The organism is Hylemonella gracilis str. Niagara R (genome assembly GCF_000600295.1).
GTDB lineage: Bacteria > Pseudomonadota > Gammaproteobacteria > Burkholderiales > Burkholderiaceae_C > Hylemonella > Hylemonella gracilis_A.
Genome location: NZ_JEMG01000001.1, coordinates 1,291,043 through 1,312,306, shown reverse-complemented (window position 1 = coordinate 1,312,306; position 21,264 = coordinate 1,291,043). Strand labels below are relative to the sequence as shown.

Genomic DNA, 21,264 nt, shown 5'->3' with positions numbered 1-21,264 from the left:
TCCCCCCCTCGGGACGCCGCCGCGCCATGAGCGTCCAGGACGAGCACGAATACGAAGACCTGCTCGGACTCTGGTCCGACCTGGAATCCGGCCTGGGCGTCCTGCTTTCCAACCCGTTGTCCGTGCGCGAGTTCGAGCAGCGCGTGCTCCAGTACGACCGCTGGCTGCGCGACCTGCTGCGACGCGACGCGGACCTGGGCCTGTACCTGCTGTTCCAGCTGGCCACCAATTCCTGGGTCGGCTACAGCGCCTCGCACAGCCTGGTCTGCGCCACGCTCTGCCATCTGCTGGCCAGCGAGCTGCAGCTGGACGAAGGCGAGCACGACAGCTTGGTGCACGCCGCGCTGACCATGAACATCGCCATGACCGAGCTACAGGACCAATTGGCGCTGCAGACTGATAAACCCAGCGCCGAGCAGCAGGAAGCCGTGAGCACGCATGCGCCGCGCGGCGCCCACCTGCTGGCCGAACGCCTGGGCGTGCGCGACCCCCTCTGGGTGGAAATCGTGCGGCGCCACCATGACGTGGACAAAACGCCCCTGCCCCTGCAAGCGCTGCCGCCACTGCGGCGGCTGGTGCGCATCCTGCACGCAGTGGACCGCTACGCGGCGATGATTTCGCCGCGCAAGTCACGCGCCGGACGCAGCACCACCGAATCCGTGCGCGCCATTATGGACGGCGCCCACGCCGCCGCCGACGAAGTCGGCCATGCCCTGGTGCGCGCCGTGGGCCTGTGCCCACCGGGCACTTATGTGCAACTGGAAAACAATGCGCTGGCGCTGGTGGTGCGGCGCAGCGAGCGCGCCAACCTGCCCCATGTGGCGGTGCTGACCGGACCGGACGGCCAGACCCTGCCCCAGCCGCGCCTGCACCACACCTTGCAGGGCCGGCCAGCCATCAAGTCCGCGTTGGCCACCGCCCTGGTGCGATTGCGGCCAAACCACCACCACATCCTGAGGCTCGGCGCGCAGACGCCCTCGCGTTGAGAGTCGGCGCGAAACGGCGCACGGACATCGTGCAAGCGCCTGCCACAGCCCGATGCGGGAGGCTTATTTCTTCTTCTGGCCGAGCCGGCCTTCCTGCCCGCGCGCGAGTCGCCCGATGTTCTCGGCGTGGCGGTAGATCAGCAACAGCGACATCAGGCAGACCGTGAACAAGACGGCCGGATCCATGATCCAGAGTTCACCATTTCCGAGCATGTAATAGAGCGGCGCGGCCACGGCCGCGATCAGCGCCGCCAGCGAGGAATAACGCGACACCACGGCCACCAGCACCCAGGTGAACAGCACCGCCAGGCCCAGCACCCAGTCCAAACCCAGCAACACACCGGCCGCCGTGGCCACGCCCTTGCCGCCGACGAAGCGGAAAAACACCGGGTACAAATGGCCCAGGAAAGCGCCCAGGGCCGCCAGCGCCTGCGTGCCTTCACCCAGGCCATGAGACGGGCCGAAGCTGACCACCAGTGCCACTGGCAACCAGCCCTTGGCGCCGTCCAGCAGCAAGGTGACCACGGCCGCCTTCTTGGAACCGGAGCGCAGGACATTGGTGGCGCCCGGGTTCTTGCTGCCATAGGTGCGCGGATCGTTCAGCCCCATGACACGGCTGACGATGACGGCGAAAGACAAGGAACCGAGCAGGTAAGAAGCAAGAGCCACCAGCGCGGGCAGCAGGTAGGAGGTATAGGTAGCAGTAGTCAAGATGTGACAAGCCGACAAAGAAAGGCCGGTATTGTGCCCGAGCCGCCAGCACCGCCCCGGATTTCAGGCCCCGAGCGGCGCGCCAAGGAGCGGGCGGTCGCAGGGCCGAATGCCACAATCCGTCCCATGACCGATTTTGTTGATTCCCCCCCTGAAAACACCCGAGCTGTGCATGACAAGGTGCCACCGCTCCTGCGCCACAGCCTGGCCGAAGACGCCCTGGCCCTCTTGTTCGGCACCGCGCTGATCGCCCTGGCCGTGGCCCTGTTCCAGCACGAGCGCCTGCTCGGCGGCGGCGTCGCCGGACTGTCTTTTCTGTTGCACTACGGCCTGGACTGGAACTATGGCCTGGTGTTCTTCGTGCTCAACCTGCCCTTTTATCTCCTGGCCTGGCGCCGCATGCCGCGCGCCTTCCTGGTCAAGACCATGATCGCCGTGGCCCTGCTGTCCGCGCTGACGGAAATCACGCCACGCTGCATCGATTTCGGGGAGGTTCAACCGCTGTACGCCGCGCTCATCGGCGGCGTTCTGCTGGGCGTGGGTTTCCTCATCCTGTTTCGCCACCAGGCCAGTCTGGGCGGCGTCGGCATTCTGGCCTACTGGCTGCAGGAAACGCGCGGCTGGCGCGCGGGCCAGGTGCAGATGGCCACCGATGGTCTGGTGCTGCTGCTGGCCTTGCTGACCATGCCAATCGCGCAGGTACTGCTGTCCGTGATCGGCGCCGTGGTGCTCAACCTCACGCTCATCGTCAACCACAAGGCCGGACGCTACATGGCCCATTGAACAAGGTTCACAAACCACATCCAGGCACCGCCAGAGGAGACTGCCATGACCGTCACCCCCCCCAAGCTGCTGCAAGCCGCGCTGCAGACCCAGCGCGACGCTTACCTTGCCGACCCCGTTCCGAGCTACGCCAGGCGCCTGGCCGACCTGAAGCAGCTGGAGCGTTTCGTGCGCGAACAGCAGGAGGCGATCTGCGCAGCCATCAGCGCGGACTATGGCCACCGCTCGCGCCATGAAACACTGGTGACCGAGGTGCTGCCCACACTCCACGCCATCCACCACGCACGCAAGCACCTCAAACGCTGGATGCGCCCCCAACGCCGCGGCATCGACCGCCTGGCCTTCGGCCTGGCCGGCAACCGGGTGATTCCGCAACCCCTGGGCGTGGTAGGCGTGATCGTGCCTTGGAACTTCCCGCTCAACCTGAGCCTGGTACCGCTCTCGGCCATCCTCGCGGCGGGCAACCGCGCCATGGTCAAGATGAGCGAGAACTCGCGCCACTTGGCCGCGCTGATGATGCGCGAGCTGCCGCGTTATTTCCCGGCAAACCAGTTGCAGGTGTTCGATGAAACCGGCGGCGTCGGCATCGAGTTCTCCAAGCTGCCCTTCGACCACCTGCTCTTCACCGGCTCGGGCCAGACGGGCAAGGCCGTGATGGCGGCTGCGGCCGCCAACCTCTGCCCCGTGACGCTTGAGCTGGGCGGCAAGTCGCCCGCCATCGTGCTGGACGACTTCCCGCTGCGCACGGCCGCGGAGCGCCTGGTCTACGTGAAGTTCCTGAACGCAGGACAGATCTGCACCACGGTGGACCATGCCTATGTGCCACGCGCCCGGGTGGAGGAATTCGTGCGACTGGCGCGCGAGATCGTCGCGCAACGCTACCCCGCGCTGGACACGCCGGACTACACCAGCATCATCGACGCCCGGGCCTATACACGCCTGAAGAACGCGATGGACGAAGCACAGGCACGCGGCGCGCAACTGATTCCGCTGATTCCTGGCCCAGCTTTCGACGAGGCGAAGCACCGCATCGCGCCGCACCTGTTGCTGAACGCGCCCGCCGATTGTGAACTGATGCTGCGCGAAATTTTCGGCCCCATCCTGCCCGTCATCGCCTACGACGATCTGGAGACCGAGGTGATCCAGCGCGTCAACGCCGGCCCCCGCCCGCTGGCGCTTTACCCCTTCACGAACGACAAGGCGCAGCAGGAGAAACTACTGACTCGCATCATGTCCGGTGGCGTCTCCCTCAACGATGCCTTGTTCCATGTTGCCCAAGACGAGCTGCCCTTCGGCGGCGTGGGCGCCTCGGGCATGGGGCATTACCACGGGTTCGAAGGTTTCCTCACCTTCTCAAAATTGCGGCCTGTGTTCATGCAGGCACGGTTCTCTACTGCCGCCTTGCTGGCGCCGCCTTATGGGAAGCTGGCGAATCGCTTGCTGAAGTTTCTGCTTCGCTAGCGTTTGGGCGGGCCTGACTAGGTGTTCACACTTGGTTGGCTGTGCGCGAGCTGGGCTGTGTGCCGAGGCGCTCATACGGGAGCGGTCGGCTTTGCCGACTTCGCATCGCCAGGGTGGCACACGCCTGTCCGGCATAACTCGCTGCGCGCTCTACGAGCGCTACGCTCAGACAGTTGCCGGAAATCAGATCACAAAGCGCGCTGACTTCAGCGCGCCACGGCGTGCACCACCCTGACGATGCCGCCCCCGAAATCGCACCACGGCACACAGCCCAGCTCGCGCACGGCAAGAACGCAGGCACGCAGTTGTAGGAACTCCCCCTGGCAGAAAGCGTGAGCCGGGCCGGCCGCCGGGGCGCGATTTCGGGGATGGCCTTGCCCAAAGGGCGAAAAGCCGCTGCGCGCCGAAGTCGGCGCGCTTTGTGATCTGATTTCCGGCATCTTGTCTGAACGGAGCGCTCGCAGAGCGCGCAGTGAGTTATGCCGGAGCGGCTTTTCGCCCTTTGGGCAAGGCGAAGTCGGCGCAGCCGACCATCCCCGTATGAGCGCGCTGGCGGCCGGCCCGGTTCACGCGCCCGCCACTCACTCAAGCACCCGACCTAAAACGTCAATCCCCAATCGCGCAATTCACCACTTTGGCATTCAGCAATTCAAGGCACACCGACGGCGCAATCCCCACCAGATACCCCCGCCGCCCGCCGTTGATGGCGATCTTCGGCAAGGCCAAGATGCTCTCCTCGATGTAGACCGGCATCTCCCGCTTCGTGCCGAAAGGCGAGGTGCCACCCACCAAGTAACCGCTGTGCCGGTTCGCCACCTCGGGCTTGCAGGGTTCGACCGACTTGGCGCCGATCTGCCGCGCCAAGTTCTTGGTGGACACCTTGCGGTCGCCATGCATCAACACAATCAATGGCTTCGCGTCCTGGTCCTGCATGACCAGGGTCTTCACGACCTCGTGCTCCGGGAACCCGAGCTGCCGCGACGATTCCGCCGTGCCGCCGTGCTCCACGTAGTCATACAGGTGCTCGGTGAACGCCACCCCCCGCGCCTTCAACAAGGCCGTGGCGGGCGTTTCCGAAACATGCTCTTTCTTCGCCATGAAAAAACGTCCACTCACACCGCCGGATCGCGGATCTCCTTGCGGATATGGTCGATCGCCTGCAACAACTCGGGCGACAGCGTCGTGCCCCAGGCGTCCAGATCCTCGTCCAACTGCGCCACCGAGGTCACGCCGATGATGGTGCTCGCCACCTGCCACTTGGTGTAGCAGAAGGCCAGCGCCAAACGCGTGGGCGTCAGACCGTGCGCACGCGCCAGTGCGTTGTAACGGCGAGCGGCCTCCAGCGCCTCAGGGCGTCCCCAGCGCTGCTTGCGCGATGACTCGAACTTGGTCAGGCGAGCCTCCTCGGGCGCACCCGGGCCGATGAAACCACTCGCGTCGTACTTGCCCGTCAAGGCGCCAAAACCCAGCGGCGAATAGGCCAACAGGCCCACGTTCAGACGGTGCAGCGTTTCATCCAGGCCATTCTCGACCGTGCGGTTGCTCAGGCAATACGGGTTCTGCACCGTCGCCACGCGCGGCAGTCCGTGCTGTTCGGCCAGGCGCACGAACTCATGCACACCGTAGGGCGTTTCGTTCGACAGGCCGATGGCGCGGACCTTGCCGGCTTTCACGAGCTTGTCCATGGCCTCCAGCTGGGCGAGGATGGGCGTGAGCGCCGCGTCTTCCTTCCTGGACTTCTCCACGTCGAAGTACATGGCACCGAAAGCCGGCACGTGGCGCACCGGCCAGTGGATCTGGTAGAGGTCGATCACGTCCGTCTTCATGCGCTTCAAGCTGCCTTCGCACGCCGCAATGATGTCCTCCGGGGTCAGGTTCGTGGAGCCATTGCGCACCCAGGGCATGCCACGCGAAGGCCCGGCCACCTTGGTCGCCAGCACCATCTTCTTGCGGGCATCGGGGCGCTTGGTCAGCCAGTTGCCGATGATCTTCTCGGTCGCATTGAAGGTCTCGGCCCGCGCGGGCACCGAGTACATCTCGGCGGTGTCGAGGAAATTCACGCCCCGCTCCAGGGAACGGTCCAGGATGGCGTGCGCGTCCGCCTCGTTCACCTGCTCGCCAAAGGTCATCGTGCCCAGACAGATGGGCGTGACGCGCAGGTCGCTGGTGCCTAGCGGGACGAGGTTCATCGCAGGGGTCATGGTGTGTTTCTTTCTCGGGTTCGTAGGAATGCCCGGCGAGTTTACGACCTGCCCTGGGGCCACGCCGAAGTCACGCCATTGACTGAGCCGGCCCTGCGGCCTTCGTATGATCGGTGCCATGTACCAGCCTCGTCGCATCGCCCGCAGCGGCCACGTTCCCGTCCGCACCCTGAACTACCACGTGCTGCGTTGGGGACCCGATTCCCTGCAGGCCGCCGCCCAGCCTCCCCTGGTGTTGATGCATGGCTGGATGGACGTGGCCGCATCCTTCCAGTTCGTGGTTGACGCCTTCGGCGAGGCCTTTGTGCAGGGCCGCCCCATCATCGCGGCGGACTGGCGCGGCTTCGGCCTGACCGAAGGCCCGTCGCAAGACCACTATTGGTTTCCCGACTACCTAGCCGACCTGGATTTCCTGCTCGACCAGATTGCCCCCGGCCAACCCGTGGACCTCCTCGGCCACAGCATGGGCGGCAATGTGGTCATGCTGTACGCGGGGGCTCGACCCGAGCGTATCCGCCGTCTGATCAACCTTGAAGGCTTTGGCCTGCCGGCGACCCGGCCCGAGCAAGCCCCCGCGCGTCACGCGACCTGGATGGACGAACTCAAGCAATTTCATCGCGGCGACATGGCGCTCAAGACCTACGCCGATGCCGATGGGGTGGCCCGCCGCCTCATGAAGACCAACCCGCGTCTGCCTGAGGACAAGGCGCAATGGCTGGCACGGCAATGGGCTCGGCCGATCACGCAGGGGCCGAACCAGGGAGCCTGGGAAATCCTGGGTGACGCGGCGCACAAGATCGTCAACGCCCAGCTCTACCGCGTGGACGAGGTGCGAGCCGCCTATGCCGCCATCACAGCCCCTGTGCTCGTCGTCGAAGCCTCCGACACGCAGATGGAACAGTGGTGGCAAGGACGCTATAGCCTGGCGGAATTCCACGAACGGCTGCAAGCTGTGCCAGGGTTGCGGCGCGAAGTCATTCAAGACGCGGCGCACATGTTGCACCATGACCAGCCCGCGCAATTGGCGGCCCTGATCGAGGACTTCCTGTCCAACTAAAATACCCGGTTCACGGGCGCATGGCATGGAATGGCGCGCCCACTCCTCCCGGACCGCCTCAGAACACGACAGGATTGCCCACCATGGACGCAGAACAGATCAACGCCATCGGCGCTCAACTGGCCGACCTCAGCCAGCGCACGGTTGAACTTCGGGGGTATCTTTGACTACGATGCCAAGGCTGAACGACTGAGGACGGTCAACGCGTCCCTGGAAGACCCCACGGTCTGGAACGACCCCAAGAAGGCGCAGGAACTCGGCAAGGAGAAAAAGTCGCTGGACGAGGTGGTCGTCACGCTCAACCGTCTCACCAGCGAACTGGCCGACAACTCCGAGCTCTTTGAAATGAGCAAGGAAGACGGTGACGAGGCGGGCCTGCGCACCATCCAGGCCGAGGCGGGCAAGCTCGCGGAGATCGTCGAGAAACTCGAATTCCGCCGCATGTTCAACAACCCGGCAGACCCCCTGCCCGCCTTCCTGGACATCCAGGCGGGCGCGGGCGGCACCGAGGCCTGCGACTGGGCCAGCATGCTGCTGCGCCAGTACCTCAAGTACGCCGAGCGCAAGGGCTTCAAGGCCACGGTGGAAGACGAAACCCCGGGTGACACCGCCGGCATCAAGAGCGCGACCATCAAGATCGAAGGCGACTACGCCTTCGGCCTGCTGCGCACCGAAACCGGCGTGCACCGCCTGGTGCGCAAGTCGCCCTTCGACAGTTCGGGGGGGCGCCACACCAGCTTTGCGTCCATCTTCGTCTACCCGGAGATTGACGACACCATCGAGATCGAAATCAACCCGGCCGATGTCCGCACCGACACCTTCCGCGCCAGCGGCGCGGGCGGCCAGCACATCAACAAGACCGACTCGGCCGTGCGCCTGACGCACATCCCCACCGGCATCGTGGTGCAGTGCCAGGACGGGCGCAGCCAGCACAGCAACCGCGACGTGGCCTGGCGCCGTCTGCGCAGCCGCCTGTACGACCATGAGATGAAGAAGCGCATGGCCGAACAGCAGAAGCTCGAGGACACCAAGACCGACGTGGGCTGGGGCCACCAGATCCGCAGCTACGTGCTGGACCAGAGCCGCATCAAGGACCTGCGCACCAACTACGAGACCTCGGCCACCCAGAAGGTTCTGGACGGTGATCTCGACCCATTCATCGAAGCTTCACTGAAGCAGGGAGTCTGAAATCATGCGTGAAGGACAAACCACCGTCATCCGGCGCGAGGACTACACGGCCCCCGCCTTCTGGATCGACAGCGTCGAGCTGACCTTCGACCTGGACCCGGCCAAGACCCGTGTGCTCAACAAGATGCGCCTGCGTCGCAACCCCGAGGTTGCCGCGCAGGCCCTGAAGCTCGACGGCGAGGAACTGAACCTCGCCCGCGTCTTGGTGAATGGCCAGGGAACGAGCTTCAAGACCGAAGGTGACCAGCTCGTGCTGGAAAACCTGCCCACGGGCACAGACGCCTTCGACCTGGAAATTTTCACCACCTGCACGCCCGAGAAGAACAGCAAGCTCATGGGCCTGTACGTGAGCCAGGGCACCTTCTTCACGCAGTGCGAAGCTGAGGGCTTTCGCCGCATCACCTACTTCCTCGACCGTCCGGACGTGATGGCCAGCTACACGGTCACCCTGCGCGCGGACAAGAAGAAATACCCCGTGCTGCTGTCCAACGGCAACCTGGTCGAGCAAGGCGAGCTGGAAGGCGGCCGCCACTACGCCAAGTGGGTCGATCCGCACAAGAAGCCCTGCTACCTCTTCGCCCTGGTGGCGGGCCAGCTGGTCGCGCGTGAACAGCGCATCAAGGCCCGCAACGGCCGCGAACACTTGCTGCAGGTCTATGTGCGCCCTGGCGACTTGGACAAGACCGAGCACGCGATGAACTCGCTGATGGCCTCCATCGCCTGGGACGAGGCACGCTTCCAGCTGCCGCTGGACCTGGACCGCTTCATGATCGTCGCCACCAGCGACTTCAACATGGGCGCGATGGAGAACAAGGGCCTCAACATCTTCAACACCAAGTTCGTGCTGGCCAGCCAAGCCACGGCCACCGACGTCGACTACGCCAACATCGAGAGCGTGGTGGGTCACGAGTACTTTCACAACTGGACCGGCAACCGCGTGACCTGCCGCGACTGGTTCCAGCTCTCGCTCAAGGAAGGCCTGACCGTCTTCCGCGACCAGGAATTCAGCATGGACCTGGCGGGCGAGGCCAGCGCCCGCGCCGTCAAGCGCATCGAGGACGTGCGCGTGCTGCGCACCGCCCAGTTCCCGGAAGACGCGGGCCCCATGGCCCACCCGGTGCGCCCCGACAGCTACATCGAGATCAACAATTTCTACACGGTCACGGTGTACGAAAAAGGCTCGGAAGTCGTGCGCATGCAGCAGACGCTGACGAGTCGCGAGGGTTTCGCCAAGGGTATGGCGCTGTACTTCCAGCGCCATGACGGCCAGGCCGTGACCTGCGACGACTTCGCCCAGGCCATCGCCGACGCCAACCCCGGCTCTGAACTCGCGCGCCTGCTGCCGCAGTTCAAGCGCTGGTACAGCCAGGCGGGCACGCCCCAGGTCGCGGCGCACGGCCGCTACGACGCGACGGCGCAGCGCTACACGCTGACGCTCACGCAGAGCTGCCCGCCCACGCCAGGCCAGGCCGAGAAACTGCCGTTCGTGATCCCCGTCGCCCTGGGCCTGCTGTACGCCGATGGTCGTGAAATCCCCGACAGCGCCCGCACGGTCGTGCTCAGCGAGACGCAGACCGAGGTGGTGTTCGAAGGCGTGGTGTCCGAGCCCGTGCCCTCGCTGCTGCGCGGCTTCAGCGCGCCCGTGGTGCTGCGCTACGACTACAGCGATGCCGAGTTGCTGACCCTGCTGGCGCACGACAGCGACCCCTTCAACCGCTGGGAAGCCGGCCAGCGCCTGGCTCTCAAACGCGCCCTGGCTGCCATCGAGAGCGGCACCGTCGAACGACCGCTGGACGCGGCCTACCTGGACGCGATGGGCGCCGTGCTGCGCCACCCGCAGCTCGACGCCGCCTTCAAGGAACTCGTCCTCACCCTGCCCTCGGAGACCTACATCGCCGAGCAGTTGGACGTGGTGGACCCGCAGCGCGTGCACGCTGTGCGCGAGGCCATGCGTGGCCAGCTCGCGCTGGAGTTGCGCGAGGACTGGGCCTGGGCCTACGAACAGCACCAAGACACGGGCGCCTACCGGCCCGATGCCCTGTCATCCGGCCGGCGCGCGCTGGCGGGCTTGTCGCTGGCCATGCTCTGCCTGGCCGCGCGCGAGACCGGCGACGTGGTCTGGCCCGGCAAGACCTACCAGCGCTTCAAGGACGCGGGCAATATGACAGACCGCTTCAACGCCCTGGCCGCCCTGGTGCAGAGCGGTCACACGCTGGCGCGCGACGCCCTACAGCGCTTCCACACCCTGTTCAAGAACGAGGCCCTGGTGTTGGACAAATGGTTCGCGTTGCAAGCCGGCGCGTCCGACCGCAGCGGCGACGTGCTGCCCGCCGTCAAGCAGCTCATGAAGCACCCGGACTTCACGCTCAAGAACCCCAACCGTGCGCGCAGCCTGATCTTCAGCTACTGCAGCGCCAACCCCGGCGCCTTCCACCGCGCCGACGCGGCCGGTTATGTGTACTGGAGCGAGCGCGTGCTGGAACTCGACGCCCTCAACCCACAGGTCGCCGCCCGCCTTGCGCGCGCGCTGGACCGCTGGAAGAAGCTGGCCGAGCCCTACCGCCACGCCGCCCGCGAGGCCATCGCCCGTGTCGCCGCCAAGCCGGACCTGAGCAACGATGTGCGCGAGGTGGTCACGCGTGCGCTGGCCGAAGAATGAACGAGAACCGAACCATGAGTCAGAAGATTTCCCTCAGCCGATACCTCGTCGAGCAACAGCGCGTCCACGGCCATATCCCGTCCGAGCTGCGCCTGCTGCTCGAGGTGGTGGCGCGCGCCTGCAAGAGCATCAGCCACGCCGTCAACAAGGGCGCTCTGGGCGGCGTGCTGGGCAGCGCCGACAGCGAGAACGTGCAGGGCGAGGTGCAGAAGAAGCTGGACATCATCGCCAACGAGGTGCTGATCGAGGCCAATGAATGGGGCGGCCACCTGGCCGCCATGGCCAGCGAGGAGATGGACAGCATCTACGCCGTGCCCAACCGCTACCCGCAAGGCGAGTACCTGCTGCTGTTCGACCCGCTGGACGGCAGCAGCAACATCGACGTGAACGTCAGCATCGGCACCATCTTCAGCGTGCTCAAGAAGCACCACGATGACCCGAACAAGATCGAACCCGTCACCGAAGCCGACTTTCTGCAGGCCGGTAAGCAGCAGGTCGCGGCCGGCTACTGCGTGTACGGTCCTCAAACCACGCTGGTGCTGACCGTGGGTGACGGCGTGGCCATGTTCACGCTGGACCGCGAGCAGGGCTCCTTCGTGCTCACGCAGGAAAACGTGCGCATCCCCGAAGACACGAAGGAATTCGCCATCAATATGTCGAACATGCGCCACTGGGACGCCCCGGTGAAACGCTACATCGACGAATGCCTGCAAGGCAAGGAAGGTCCACGCGGCAAGGACTTCAACATGCGCTGGATCGCCAGCATGGTGGCCGACGTGCACCGCATCCTCACGCGCGGCGGCGTCTTCATGTACCCCTGGGACAAGCGCGAGCCGGACAAACCCGGCAAGCTGCGCCTGATGTACGAGGCCAACCCCATGAGCTGGCTGGTCGAGCAGGCCGGTGGCGCAGCCACCAACGGCCGCCAGCGCATCCTGGACATTCAACCCAAGAAGCTGCACGAGCGTGTGAGCGTCATCCTCGGCAGCAAGAACGAGGTGGAGCGCGTGACGACTTACCACCAGGCCTGAGGCCGAGGCCACCGTTCCCACCCCGAGGCAGTCCCTGAACGCCGCAGCAAATATCCTATAATCCAGGGCTTCGCCGGTGTAGCTCAGTTGGTAGAGCAGCTCATTCGTAATGAGAAGGTCGAGGGTTCGATTCCTTTCTCCGGCACCAGGTTCAAGCCCGGAAGCGTCCAAGCGCTTCCGGGCTTTTCCTTTTCCCCCGGAAAAACGGCCTCTCGCATTCCGTTTGTGCTCATCAAAGTTTGCCGGTATCCATGGGTATGCGAAGTACAAGCACAGACGGCGCTATGAAAATGAAAAAGTCGGCAAACGCCGACTTTTTCATTTCCCACTCCACCCACGACATCAAACTGTCTTCCATCCGGTGAATGGAACGAATTTCCCATCCCATACGGACCCTCGTTGCGCAGCGGCGTCCGTCCCCATCTCGTAGCGGTTTTCACCCGCTGCTCGCAATTGAGTCTCCCAGCGCCACGTAGGAACGACGAGCATTTTGGGTCGGCTGGGATCGCTATTGTTCATTGCAATCGCAATGCTGAAGGCCGCTTCCGTATTGAATTGCCGACCCAGATCGATCATCTGACTGAAGTTCTCGACATCCAGATGAAATCTCCCCAATCCGGCGCGACCACTCGTGTTGTCACTCATCCCGACGTACTCGATGATGGATTTCGCCAAGTCCCGAGCGTTGTCAGAAAACTCCTTGGACTGATTGGCGAGTGTTTTGATGCTGTCCCTTTGCATCCACGTCAGTTTGGTGTTCTTGCCATCGGTAATGACGACGGAACCATCCTGGGCCAGCGTGAAGCCAAAATCCGTGTTGACGAAGCCATTCTTCACCTTGAAGGCTTCCCACGCATCGCCCGTCGTACTCGTCAATTCCTCGAGTTCAAGTCTCTTTTGCTTGTAGACGGCCTCTTCTTCTGCGTTGCGAGGTCCGGTATAGACCAAAGCCTTGATGGTCGCCTTGGAATATGTCACTTCCGGCACTTGCTCGAGGTTGATCTTCAGGATGGCGCTGCGCTTATCCTCGACCAGTTGCTCCAGTGAGAGCCCATCGGGTGTGGTCTCGGTTTCCGCTACGGTCACCTTGCTGCTGGCGGCCCTGGCCTGCGTCGCCCGCAGTTCCGAAGCCCAATCTTTCACTGCGCTGCTGAATGCAGCAATACTTGTACTCACGCTCATTTTCGTCCCCCTGTATGAGCCTGTTATCAGGTTTCGTCATCGGAGATCGGCACCTTGCGCTGAAACTTGAGTGCATCAACAAATCAAAAGCCCGCCATCCTCGCGGATGACGGGCTTTTTCTTGGTCCTGATCAATGCATCCGGCTTACTCGGCCGTGATCCCCGCTGCCTTGATGACCTTGCCCCATTTGCCGGTCTCTGCCGCCTGGAAGCGCGCGAGTTCGGCGGGGGTGGTAGTCCAGGCCACACTGCCGCTGGACTCAAAGAAGGCTTGGGTCGATGCGCTCTTGACCGCGGTCACCAGCAACTGGTTGAGCTTGGACACCACGGGCGCGGGCGTGCCGGCGGGCGCATAGGCCGCGAACCAATAGCCCATGTCGTAGCCCTTGACGCCGGCCTCTGCGATGGTGGGCACGTCAGGCAGCATGGCACTGCGGGTCGGCGTCGAATAACCCAGGGCGCGCAACTTGCCGGCCTTGACCTGGGGCACGCCGGTGGAGGCATCGGTGATCATCAGGTCGATCATGCCGCTCAGCAGATCGGTGATGGCCAGCGGGTTGCTCTTGTAGGGGATGTGCAGCAGGTCGATGCCCGCCATCTGCTTGAGCATTTCCCCGGCCACGCGGCTGGAGGAGCTGCCGCTGCCGAAGGTCAGCTTGCCCGGCGATTGGCGCGCCGCGGCCAGCAGATCGCCCAGGTTCTGGTAGGGCGAATTGGCGTTGACCACCAGCACCTGCCCACCCTTGCCCAGACCGGTCAGGGGCACGAAGTCCTTGACGGGGTCGTAGGGCAGTTTCTTGTAGAGGTGCTCGTTGGCCGCATGCGTGGTGTTGGTCGTGATCAGCACGGTGTAGCCATCGGCCGTGGCGCGCGCCACGCCAGACGCCGCCGGCATGCCGCTGGCGCCGGCCTTGTTCTCGACCACCACCGCCTGGCCAGTCTGTTCGGTGATGGATTTGCCCAGCGCGCGCGCCAACAGGTCGGTCGCGCTGCCTGCGGCAAAGGGCACCACGAAGGTGATGGGTTTGTTCGGGTAGCTCTGCGCATGGGCTTGGCCCAGGCCAAGGCCCAGCAGCGTGGTAGCCGCCACCAAGGCGAGTTGTCGGGTCCAACGGGACATGTTCATCAAAGTCTCCTCAGGGTTGTGGTGAAAGAAAACACAATCAGTCATCCCTTGCCGGACCGACCAGGTGAGCGGCGTGTTCCACCGGCACCTCGACCACCAGATCCAACAGCAGGTAGGACAGCGCCTTGCCATGGCTGTCCAGGTTGAGCGCATCGTTGACACCGCCGTCCAGCACCTGGTCGATCACGAAGTTCATCGCCTGCAGGCGCGGCAACAGATGGCGCCGCACCGAGGCCGGACGACGGTGCGCGAACTGGCGGGCCACGACTTCTTCCGTGACTTGTTCGACCAACAGCGGCCAGAACACCGGGTGCCAAGCGATCACGCTGATGTTGGAACGGTCGCCCTTGTCGCCGGTGCGGCCATGGGCCAGGCGGTGCAAGGGCACGTGGATCGTGGGCGCGCTCATGCGGCCTCCTCAATGAAGCGGTGTGAGGCCGGCACGCTCTCGCGCGGCACCAGGCAGGACACCGTGCCCAGGCGAGGCCGCAAGGCCGTGCGCACGCCCCCCCCGCCAGCCGGACCGCAGGTGTAGAGCGCCGTGACTTCGCGCGCCAGGCGCTCGGCGCTGCCCTTGTCGGCATGGCGCAGGGCCACCCGCAGGCGCACGTCCCGCGCGTCGCCTGGGGCCTGCGTGTCCAGCCAGCGGCCGGCGTCGTCGCCGAAGATGCTGCTCACGCCAATCAGGTCCACGCGCAACGGCCCCAGGCCCTGCAGGCGCTCGCGCAGCACCTGCGCGGCCAGCCGCGCGCGCGCCTCAGCCCGGGCGCCAGCGTAGGAAATCTCGCCCTCGGCCAGCCAGCCGGTCTCGTGGCAGATATTGACTTTCAAGGTGGCAGGCCGGGGGTGGCCGCGCACGCCCGTCAACCGCACACGGTCGGTTGCAAGCTGCGTGACCTCGGCCTCGCTCAGGTCGGCCACCACGTCGGGCGTCAGGTAGGCCTGCGGGTCGTGCACCTCGTAGAGCAGTTGTTCCTTGACCGTGTGTTCGTCGATGCGCCCGCCCGTGCCGGGCGGCTTGGTGAGGGTGCAATGGCCCTCGGCGTCGATCTCGGCGATCGGGTAACCCAGATTCGCCAGACCGGGCACATCCTTGAAACCGGGGTCGGCGTAATACCCCCCGCTGACCTGGGCGCCGCATTCCAGCAGATGGCCCGCCATGGTCGCGCGGGCCAGGCGATCCCAATCGTCGCGCCGCCAGCCGTAGTGGGCCAGGGCAGGCCCGACGGTGAGCGAAGGGTCCGCGACACGGCCACAGACCACGATCTGCGCGCCCTCCAGCAAGGCGTCGGCGATGGCCTCGGCGCCAAGGTAGGCATTGGCCGAGACCACCTGCAGGCCGGTGGCCGAATCCGCCCACAGTGAGCGGCGGTTGGCCGGACTCAGATCGTCGCCCTCCACCACGGCGATGCGCGGCGGCGGCAGGCCCAGCTCATGCGCCAGGGCATGGATGCGCCGGGCGGCGCCGACCGGGTTGGCCGCGCCAAAGTTGCTGACGATGCGCACGTTGGCACCCAGGCAGCGCGCCAGCACGGGCCGCAGCAATTCGTCGAGCAGAGGCTCGTAACCCCCGTCCGGATTGCCGCGGCGTGCCAGTTGCGCCAGCGCGAGCGTGCGTTCGGCCAGGGTCTCGAAGATCAGCACGGACGGGCCGCCGCTGGCGATCAGCGCCTCCACGACGGGGGCCGCCGCGTCCACGCGGTCGCCGGAAAAGCCGGCGGCGCAGCCGATGCGCAACAGGGGTTGGTTCATGTCTCCTCGCCACCACTGCCCGGCAAGGGCGGAACTCTGGGTGCTTGTCGGAGGAGGACTCTAGGCGCTACGCTGTCATCCGTGAAATCGAATATTCAAATCAATTCATCCACCATTCAGATGAATATCTCATCCCGCGACCTGCGCGCCTTCATGGCCCTGGCCACCGAACGCAACTTCACGCGCGCCGCCGCGGCCTGCCATCTCTCACAACCGGCTTTCAGCGCCCTGGTGCAGCAACTGGAGGAGACCCTGGGCGTGCGCCTCTTCGACCGCAGCACGCGCCATGTCGCGCTGAGCCAAGATGGCGTGGAGTTCGAGCACGCTGCCCGCCGCGTACTTGCCGAACTCGATGCCCTGGTTTCCGGCATGCGCGAGCGGGCCGCGCGGGAACGCGGGCGGGTCTCGATCGCGCTGCTGCCCTCCCTGGCCGCGGACTGGTTGCCGCAGGTGCTGGCGGGTTTTCATGCCGCCTACCCGGGTATCGAGATCGAAGTGGCCGATGTGCTGTCCGAACCCTGCATCGAACTCGTGCGCGGCGGGCGCTTTGACTTCGCGCTCGCGGCCACGCGCGCAGAAACGCCGGAGTTGCGTGCCGAGAAGTTCTGCGGCGACGGCTTCCATCTCGTCTGCCCAGCCGGCCATCCGCTGGCCCAGTTGCGCAATCCACGCCCGCGTGATGTGGCAGCTTGGCCCTTCATCCACCTGTCCCGCACGTCCAGCGTGCGCCAGTACCTGGACGCAGCAACACACCCGCAGCCGCTGCGTGCGGTGCTGGAAGTCGAACAACTGGCCACGGTCGCGGGCATGGTGCGCTCCGGCCTCGGCGTCAGCATCGTCCCGACGCTCACGCTCTACCAATTCCGATCCCCTGGGCTGGAGATCCGTGCCCTGCGCTGGCCGGGTCTGACACGCCAGATCTACCTGGTGCGGCGCCGCGATCGTGGCCTCTCACCCGCCGCGCAGGGTCTGTACGACTGGGTCATGACGCACAAACCGCGGGAAGAAAAATCAGCGCGGCAAGCCTGAGCGACGGCGCGCACCTCAGTGCGTACGGGACGGTGGTGCCTTGTCGGACGAGAGCTTGCCCAGGGCACCGATGGAATGCAGGTGGGCGTAAATCCAGGCCACCCAACTCTTGGTGAACCAGAGCTCCAGCGTGTCGCCGCGCAGCTCGGAAAACTTCTGCGTGTTGACGGCGTGCAGGCCTTGCAGCCTGACAGGGCGCCCTCCATCCCGGGGCCGGACTTCGACCTCGAAGGGCGCCAGCAGTCCTTTCTGTGCCAGGGCGTCGCAGAAGTCACGCGTGCGTCGCATCTCGGTGTCGAACTGACGCAGGAAGGCCAGCACTTTCTCAAGCGACTCGGACTGGCCACTCTCCGTGAACAGCAATTCACCCTCGCTTTCAGAGAGCGCCTGGCTTTTTTCGTCGACACAGACCGTGCCGTCCGCCGCCAGGGCAAAGGGGTAACGCCGGATGAAAGCGGGCACGTAACTGCCCTGCCAATTGCCCTGGACGTCCACCAGCTCGTGACCGCTGTTGGACAGGGACATCATCACCACGGGGAAGAAACGGCCGTCGTCGCCCTTCTTGAACAGCACCGTCATGTCGCGACTGGCCTCGAAGAATTCGATGCCTGCCAGCGGCACGGAATTCACGCCCGCGGAAAACGCAAAACCATCGTCCAAGGCCTTCAAGCGCAGCTTCTTGTGCCGTTCGCGGTTCAGAGCCACGAGTTTTTCGTAAAACAGCAGTTCACTCATCGTCTCAGCCTCTTTCTTTGCTTCGGTTCCTCATCCGTCCCCGTGCATCGCCCCGGGTCAGTTCAGGCGCATCCGCTCCCGGTGCGTCAGTGCGCCTTGTCCCAGTTCACCCCGACGCCGACCTCGGCCAGCAGCGGCACCTTGAGTTGGGCGACACCGGCCATGAGTTTCGGGATTTCACGCTTGAGCCAATCCACCTCGTCCTCGGGCACCTCAAACACCAGTTCATCGTGCACCTGCATGATCATCTTGGTTTTGCGCCCCTCGGCGTCAAGCACGCGCTGCACCGCGTTCATGCTGAGCTTGATGAGGTCGGCCGCCGTTCCCTGCATGGGCGCGTTGATGGCGGCGCGCTCGGCGCCGCTGCGGCGCGGGCCGTTGGGTGAGTTGATCTCGGGCAGGTAGAGGCGGCGCCCGAACACGGTCTCCACATAGCCCTTGGCCTTGGCCGAGGCGCGGGTCTCGTCCATGTAGCGCTTGACGCCAGCGAAACGGTCGAAGTAGCGCTCGATGTAGTTCTTGGCCGCGGTGTTGTCGATGCCCAGGCTCTTGGCCAGGCCGTAGCTGCTCATGCCGTAGATCAGCCCGAAGTTGATCGTCTTGGCGTAACGTCGCTGCTCGCTGGTCACGGCGCTGGTGGGCACACCAAACACCTCCGAGGCGGTGGCGCGGTGTACATCCATGCCGTCATGGAAGGCCAGCAGCAGGGCCGCGTCGCCACTGAGGTGGGCCATGATGCGCAGCTCAATCTGCGAGTAGTCCGCGCTGGCGATGAGGCAGCCGGGCGAAGCGATGAAGGCCTCGCGCACGCGGCGGCCTTCGGGCGTGCGGATGGGGATGTTCTGCAGATTGGGGTCATTGCTGGACAGCCGCCCTGTCACCGCCACCGCTTGCGCGTAGTGCGTGTGTACCCGCCCCGTGCCGGGCAAGGCCATCTGCGCCAGCTTATCGGTGTAGGTGCCCTTGAGCTTGGACAGGCCGCGGTGTTCCAGGATCTTGGCGGGCAGCGGATAGTCGTCGGCCAGCTTCTCCAGCACCTCCTCGTCGGTGCTGGGCGCGCCGGTCGCGGTCTTCTTGATGACCGGCAGGCCCAGCTTGCCGAAGAAGATCTCCCCGATCTGCTTGGGACTGCCCAGGTTGAAGGGCTGGCCGGCCAGCTCATAGGCCTCCTGCTCTAGTTGCAGGATGCGTTGCCCCAGCTCGTGGCTTTGCTGCGCCAGCGTGGGCGCGTCGATCAGCACGCCGTTGCGCTCGATGCGGTAGAGCGTCTCGCTGCTGGCGATCTCCAGCTCGTAGATGCTCTTGAGCTTGCCGCCCTCCTGGGCGTCCTTTTCCAAACGCGGCCAGAGCGTGCGGTGCACGTCCAGGGTCTGGTCGCTGTCCTCGCAGGAGTACTCCGCCGCCTTGTCGATGGCAACCTGGCTGAATGGAATCTGCTTGGCGCCCTTGCCGCACAGGTTTTCGTAGTTGATGCCTTTGCGCCCCAGGTGGCGTTCGGCCAAGCTGGCCAAGCCGTGCGGCTTGTGCACTTCCAGCACGTAACTCTGCAACATGGTGTCGTGCACATACCCTTGCACTTCGATGCCATGGTTGGCGAACACGTGGCGGTCGTACTTGACGTGCTGGCCCAGTTTCTTCTTCGCGGGGTTTTCGAGCCAGGGTTTGAGCTTCGCCAGCACTTCGTCGCGGGGCAACTGCGCGGGCGCATCGGGGTAGTCGTGCATCAGCGGGATGTAGGCCGCCTCGCCGGGCGTCACACTGAAGCTGATCCCCACGATCTCGGCCACCATCTCGTCGAGCGAGGTGGTTTCGGTGTCCAGGGCCACGAGTTCCGCAGCCTCGATGCGCGCCAGCCAGGTGTTGAAGGCCTCCCAATCGAGGATGGTGTCGTAGACCACCTGCGTGATCGATGGCGTCACCGGCGCGGGCTCGTCGAACAGGCCTGGCGCTTCGGCAGCGGTTCTGGCTGCCGAGGCCTTGTCCGCCAAGGCCTTGGCCAGGCCCTTGAAACCATAGCGCTCGTAGAAGGTCTTGAGCGCATCATTGTCGGGCGTGCCGACGCGCACCGCATCCAGCGCGGGCAGGCCCGGCACCCAGCCGTTCAGGTCGCAATCCGTCTTGATGGTCAGCAGTTGGCGGCCCGTGGGCAACCAGTCCAGCGCCTTGCGCAGGTTCTCGCCCGCCGCACCCTTGACCTCGGCCGCGCGCGCCACCAGGGCGTCCAGCGAGCCGTATTCCGTCAGCCACTTGGCAGCAGTCTTCGGTCCGACCTTGTCCACGCCCGGCACGTTGTCCACCGCATCGCCCACCAGGGTCTGGTAATCCACCATCAAGGCGGGCGGCACGCCAAATTCCGCCGTCACGCCCGCCACGTCACGCCGCTTGCCGTTCATGGTGTCGACGATGACGATGTGCTCGTTGACGAGTTGGCTCAGGTCCTTGTCACCGCTGCTGATGAACACCTCCACGCCCTGGGCGGCGGCGGTCACGGCCAGGGTGCCGATCACGTCGTCGGCCTCCACGCCGGGCACGTCCAGAACGGTCCAACCCATCAAGCGCACGACTTCGTGGATCGGTTCGATCTGCGCGCGCAGATCATCGGGCATGGGCGCGCGCTGGGCCTTGTACTCGGGGTAGATCGCGTCGCGGAAGGTGGGGCCCTTGGCATCGAACACGCAGGCCGCGTAGTCGGCGGTGACTTCTTTGCGCAGGCTCTGCAGCATATTGATCATGCCGCGGATGGCCCCCGTGGGCGGACTGGCCGGATCGCCCGGCACGGCGCGCAAATCCGGCATGGCGTGGAAGGCGCGGTAGAGGTAGCTGGAGCCGTCCACCAGCAGCAGGGTTTTCTTGTCGCTCATGGGCGAGGATTGTGCCTGCGCCGAAGGAAGAAGCCCAGGCGCTCGCGGGCGCCGCCCCCGCGGCCGCACTCTACAATTGCTTCATGTTCGCCCGCCACCTTCTACTCCCCTTGCTGACCCTGGGCTTGGCCTGCGCGCAGGCGCAGACGGCGCCCGCGCCGGAAGTTGCGGGCAAGGCGTCAACCGCCCCGTCCGCTGAACGCGGCACCGACCAGCGCGTCGAGCAGATCCAGCACGAGGACAAGGGTTCGCGCATCGAGGAACTGCGCGTGGGCGGCGAAACACGCAACATCACCGTCAGTCCCAAGGTTGGCAAGGGCACAGCCCCGGCCTACGAGGTCACGCCCGAGAGCAACAACCGCAGCCCCGCCACCAGTGACGGCAGCGGCGAAGGCCGCGCGCGTTGGAAGGTCTTTTCCTACTGACCGCGCTCGTACACCGCTCGATCCCCCTCACCGCCCACCCGACGCCGCGCCTCACCCCGGCCCCGCGCCCTCCTCTT

Annotated in this window: 18 protein-coding genes and 1 tRNA gene; 10 read left to right on the top strand and 9 right to left on the bottom strand. The window is 65.2% G+C overall.

The window, feature by feature from the left end; all coding sequences use genetic code 11:
- Positions 1-26 precede the first annotated feature (26 nt).
- Positions 27-986, top strand: a complete 960-nt coding sequence (locus AZ34_RS06010; RefSeq protein ID WP_035605929.1) for an HD-GYP domain-containing protein — start codon at positions 27-29, stop codon at positions 984-986.
- A 63-nt stretch (positions 987-1,049) separates the two neighbouring features.
- Here the strand turns inward: AZ34_RS06010 and plsY are convergent, their stop codons facing one another.
- Positions 1,050-1,697 (bottom strand): glycerol-3-phosphate 1-O-acyltransferase PlsY, encoded by a 648-nt coding sequence (gene plsY, locus AZ34_RS06005; RefSeq protein ID WP_035605926.1) that lies wholly within the window; start codon positions 1,695-1,697, stop codon positions 1,050-1,052.
- Positions 1,698-1,823: 126 nt separating this feature from the next.
- On the opposite strand from plsY, the gene AZ34_RS06000 reads away from it, so the two are divergent.
- On the top strand, positions 1,824-2,480 hold the full coding sequence (locus tag AZ34_RS06000; protein WP_035605922.1) for a YitT family protein: 657 nt from the start codon (positions 1,824-1,826) through the stop codon (positions 2,478-2,480).
- Between the two features lie 45 nt (positions 2,481-2,525).
- Positions 2,526-3,941 carry a coniferyl aldehyde dehydrogenase gene (locus AZ34_RS05995; protein ID WP_035605920.1) on the top strand — a complete coding sequence of 472 codons (1,416 nt, stop codon included), beginning with the start codon at positions 2,526-2,528 and terminating at the stop codon, positions 3,939-3,941.
- A gap of 606 nt (positions 3,942-4,547) precedes the next feature.
- Here AZ34_RS05995 and ybaK read toward each other — a convergent pair.
- A complete protein-coding gene (gene ybaK, locus AZ34_RS05990) occupies positions 4,548-5,039 on the bottom strand; it encodes a Cys-tRNA(Pro) deacylase (RefSeq protein WP_035605915.1) in 492 nt (163 codons plus the stop codon).
- A 14-nt stretch (positions 5,040-5,053) separates the two neighbouring features.
- Positions 5,054-6,130 (bottom strand): aldo/keto reductase, encoded by a 1,077-nt coding sequence (locus AZ34_RS05985; protein ID WP_035605913.1) that lies wholly within the window; start codon positions 6,128-6,130, stop codon positions 5,054-5,056.
- Between the two features lie 130 nt (positions 6,131-6,260).
- On the opposite strand from AZ34_RS05985, the gene AZ34_RS05980 reads away from it, so the two are divergent.
- From AZ34_RS05980 to AZ34_RS05960, 5 genes are all read left to right on the top strand, one after another.
- Positions 6,261-7,199 carry an alpha/beta fold hydrolase gene (locus AZ34_RS05980; RefSeq protein WP_035611028.1) on the top strand — a complete coding sequence of 313 codons (939 nt, stop codon included), beginning with the start codon at positions 6,261-6,263 and terminating at the stop codon, positions 7,197-7,199.
- An 83-nt stretch (positions 7,200-7,282) separates the two neighbouring features.
- Positions 7,283-8,387, top strand: a protein-coding gene (gene prfB, locus AZ34_RS18235) for a peptide chain release factor 2 (RefSeq protein WP_155831732.1) whose coding sequence is annotated in 2 segments (ribosomal slippage) — positions 7,283-7,363 and positions 7,365-8,387 — 1,104 coding nt in all. Because the reading frame shifts where the segments join, the coding sequence is not laid out codon by codon here.
- Between the two features lie 4 nt (positions 8,388-8,391).
- Positions 8,392-11,046, top strand: a complete 2,655-nt coding sequence (gene pepN / locus AZ34_RS05970; protein ID WP_035605909.1) for an aminopeptidase N — start codon at positions 8,392-8,394, stop codon at positions 11,044-11,046.
- A 14-nt stretch (positions 11,047-11,060) separates the two neighbouring features.
- Positions 11,061-12,077: a class 1 fructose-bisphosphatase gene (locus tag AZ34_RS05965; RefSeq protein WP_035605906.1), complete on the top strand. Its 1,017-nt coding sequence runs from the start codon at positions 11,061-11,063 to the stop codon at positions 12,075-12,077.
- A gap of 72 nt (positions 12,078-12,149) precedes the next feature.
- Positions 12,150-12,225, top strand: a tRNA-Thr gene (locus tag AZ34_RS05960).
- A 194-nt stretch (positions 12,226-12,419) separates the two neighbouring features.
- Here AZ34_RS05960 and AZ34_RS05955 read toward each other — a convergent pair.
- The 4 genes from AZ34_RS05955 to AZ34_RS05940 form a co-directional block, all read right to left on the bottom strand.
- Positions 12,420-13,259, bottom strand: a complete 840-nt coding sequence (locus tag AZ34_RS05955; RefSeq protein ID WP_155831731.1) for a hypothetical protein — start codon at positions 13,257-13,259, stop codon at positions 12,420-12,422.
- 145 nt (positions 13,260-13,404) lie between these two features.
- Positions 13,405-14,379, bottom strand: a complete 975-nt coding sequence (locus AZ34_RS05950; protein WP_419670227.1) for a Bug family tripartite tricarboxylate transporter substrate binding protein — start codon at positions 14,377-14,379, stop codon at positions 13,405-13,407.
- Positions 14,380-14,422: 43 nt separating this feature from the next.
- On the bottom strand, positions 14,423-14,794 hold the full coding sequence (locus AZ34_RS05945; protein WP_035605898.1) for a hypothetical protein: 372 nt from the start codon (positions 14,792-14,794) through the stop codon (positions 14,423-14,425).
- Positions 14,791-16,137 carry an acyclic terpene utilization AtuA family protein gene (locus tag AZ34_RS05940; RefSeq protein ID WP_035605894.1) on the bottom strand — a complete coding sequence of 449 codons (1,347 nt, stop codon included), beginning with the start codon at positions 16,135-16,137 and terminating at the stop codon, positions 14,791-14,793. The genes AZ34_RS05945 and AZ34_RS05940 overlap by 4 nt, the downstream gene beginning before the upstream one ends.
- Positions 16,138-16,257: 120 nt before the next feature.
- On the opposite strand from AZ34_RS05940, the gene AZ34_RS05935 reads away from it, so the two are divergent.
- Positions 16,258-17,166, top strand: a complete 909-nt coding sequence (locus tag AZ34_RS05935) for a LysR substrate-binding domain-containing protein (protein WP_035605891.1) — start codon at positions 16,258-16,260, stop codon at positions 17,164-17,166.
- A 15-nt stretch (positions 17,167-17,181) separates the two neighbouring features.
- Here the strand turns inward: AZ34_RS05935 and AZ34_RS05930 are convergent, their stop codons facing one another.
- Together AZ34_RS05930 and polA are read right to left on the bottom strand one after the other, a co-directional pair.
- A complete protein-coding gene (locus AZ34_RS05930; protein WP_035605888.1) occupies positions 17,182-17,901 on the bottom strand; it encodes a SapC family protein in 720 nt (239 codons plus the stop codon).
- Positions 17,902-17,987: 86 nt separating this feature from the next.
- Positions 17,988-20,762, bottom strand: a complete 2,775-nt coding sequence (polA, locus tag AZ34_RS05925; RefSeq protein ID WP_035605886.1) for a DNA polymerase I — start codon at positions 20,760-20,762, stop codon at positions 17,988-17,990.
- An 83-nt stretch (positions 20,763-20,845) separates the two neighbouring features.
- Between polA and AZ34_RS17555 the strand changes: the two genes are divergently transcribed.
- Positions 20,846-21,187, top strand: coding sequence for a hypothetical protein (locus AZ34_RS17555; RefSeq protein WP_081767307.1), 342 nt, complete (start codon positions 20,846-20,848; stop codon positions 21,185-21,187).
- Positions 21,188-21,264: the final 77 nt, after the last annotated feature.